The organism is Sphingomonas sp. 66-10 (genome assembly GCF_001897045.1).
GTDB classification, from domain to species: Bacteria; Pseudomonadota; Alphaproteobacteria; order Sphingomonadales; family Sphingomonadaceae; genus Sphingomonas; species Sphingomonas lycopersici.
Window position 1 is genome coordinate 1 of sequence record NZ_MKRR01000041.1, and the last position, 2,494, is coordinate 2,494.

Below are 2,494 nucleotides of genomic sequence, written 5' to 3' on the forward strand. Positions count from 1 at the left end.
CATAAGCAAACAGCGAGGCATTGGTGCTGCCGACGATCACATCCTCGACATCGTTCATTCGCCCGCCGAACGTCTCCCTGGCATAGATCGCGGGCCTGAGCGGGTTGGTGATATCGACGATCGCCAGCCCCTCGCCCTTCGCCGCGACATAGGCATAGGTCCGCGCGAGATAGACGCGCCGCGCATCGGCGAAGCGGACCGTCGCCGACGGGATCGCGACCGGATCGGTCAGCCGCGTCACGTCGAACAGCTTCAGCCCCTCGACATCGGTCACCCATAGATAGCGGAACTGGATCGCGCTCGCCCGCGCCTCCCTCAGCGGGCGCACCGCGGCGAGCCGCGGGTGGAGCGGGTCGGCGAGATCGACCACCACCAGCCCGGCATCGGCGGTGATGTACGCGATCTGCCCGGCAAGCTGGACATGCCGCGCGCCGTTGAGCACGCCATTGGGGTTCCACGTCACCGCGCGCTTGAGGAAATTGTTGCGGAACTCGCCGTCGGCCAGCGTCTCGATATTGACGAGGATCAGCCCTTCGACGCTGTCGGTCACCGCGGCATAGCTGTAGATCGGCAGGAATGGCTGTTCCTGATTGATCTTGCGGCGTTCGGGGGTGTTGCGCAGCGGATTGATCGGCTGGTTGGTCGGCAGCGCGACGCAGGTGGCGTTCTTCGACGCCACATTGGTATTCTGGCCAAGCTTCGAGAAGGGCGCGCTCAGGATCGGCGCCGACACGCCCTTGTTGGCAACCGACGCCACGTCATAGACGCGGAAGCCGCCCTTCCCTTCGGCGACATACATATATTCGCCGCGTAGTTGCAGGCAGCCGACGCGATCGGCGGTGCCCTTCATGACGTTGCGGAATTCCTCCAGCGGATGCGTCTCGCCCGAGGCCTTGCGATCGAAGGTCTTGCCGCGCACCCAATCCTTGAGCTCGCGGCCGTTGCGCTCGACATGCATCCGCCAATAATCGGGATAGGCATATTTCTGCAGATAGCTGCCGATCACCGCCTGCGGCTCGCCCCATTCGGTGACACGCATCGCCTCGAACCCGTTCTCGAGCCCGGTCCACGCGTTCAGCCCGACGAAATTGGCGGTATTGGTGCCGAGCAGCAGCAATTGCGCCATGATCGCATTATTGTCGTCCTTCGCCGACAGATGGCAATCGGAGCAGGTCTTGGTTTCGGTGCGGCGCACCGTATGCGGGAAATGCGGCGCGAACGCCTGCGAGGAAAAACCGATCCCCGAAACCGGGGGCTGCTGGATATAGATGCGCTCACGGTTGATGTTGGTCGAGGAGAGCACCAGCGCGGATGTCGATCGGACCGGGGCGGTTTCATTGCCCTTGGTCGTCATATGCTTGCCGAGCTGGAACATGTCGTCGCGCGCGACCTGCGGATTGTAGGTCGCGAAGTTGCGCGTCTCCTCGCCTTCATAATGGTGGCTGGTCGTCTTCCAGTTCGCCTCGATCGGCAGGTGACACCCGCCGCAGCTCGTCGTCCAGCTGAGGTGACAGGTGAAGCAGGCGACATCCTCGTCATTATGCGCGCGATCGCTTTTGGCCACGCCGAGCCCGAAGGCGAAGCTGCCGTCCTCCGCGCCCGATCGGCTCATCAATTTGGCGCGCGCCGCCTTGGCGTTGAAATGCGGATTGGCCGGATCGACCGAATCCTTGACCAGGCTGACTTCCCATTCGAGCTTCGGATCGACGATCGAGCGCTGCACCAGCCGGCGCCGCCCGCCCGCATCATAGAACCATTCGAAGCGGCGCTGGCCGTCGGGATTGCGCAGCAGCGCAAGGTCGGTGCCCTTGGGCGGCGCGGCCGGGCCCGAGGTCAGCAATGTCGGATAGGCGTCCGCGGTGCCGTGGCAATCCTTGCACCCGATCTCGATCGCATTCTCCACCTCGCCATAGATAAAGCCGTTGCCGTGGCTGTCCTGCGCGAAATGGCAATCGGCGCATTGCATCCCCTTTTCGGCGTGAATGTCCATCAGATGGACCGCCTTGCCGGGATTGACCCCGACGGGGACGAACTTGCCCTCGCCCTTGCGGCGGAATTTCTCGGGATCGTCGGGCCAGACGATCTTGCCCTCGGCATCGAGCAGATTGCCCGCGCGATCGCGCTTGAACACCGCGCGGAAATTCCAGCCGTGGCCGTGGTAATCGGCGAATTGCGTGTCCTTCGCCCTGGCGTTCAGATCATAGACGTTGCGCAGGAAATCCGGGTCCGACCAATTGCCGCGCGGGTTCGCGCCCTCGGGGTTGCGCTCCAATGCGGCATGGGTTTCGGCGGCGGTGGGATATTTCTGCTGCGCGGGCCACATCAGCGGCGCATCCGCCTCATAATCCCACATCGTATAGCCGAGATAGCTGTTCAGGAAGATGTTGGGCTGGTGCATGTGGCAGGTCATGCACTGTGACGTGGGGATCGCGCGGGTGAAGCTGTGGCGGATCGGGTGGCCGCTTTCCTTCGCCACCGACGCCGGATCGACCGG

Annotated in this window: 1 protein-coding gene; it reads right to left on the minus strand. The window is 63.6% G+C overall.

The annotated features are described in order from the left end of the window. Positions 1-2,494: LVIVD repeat-containing protein (locus BGN95_RS04985; RefSeq protein WP_502688253.1), on the minus strand; the 2,494-nt coding region annotated here is incomplete at both ends.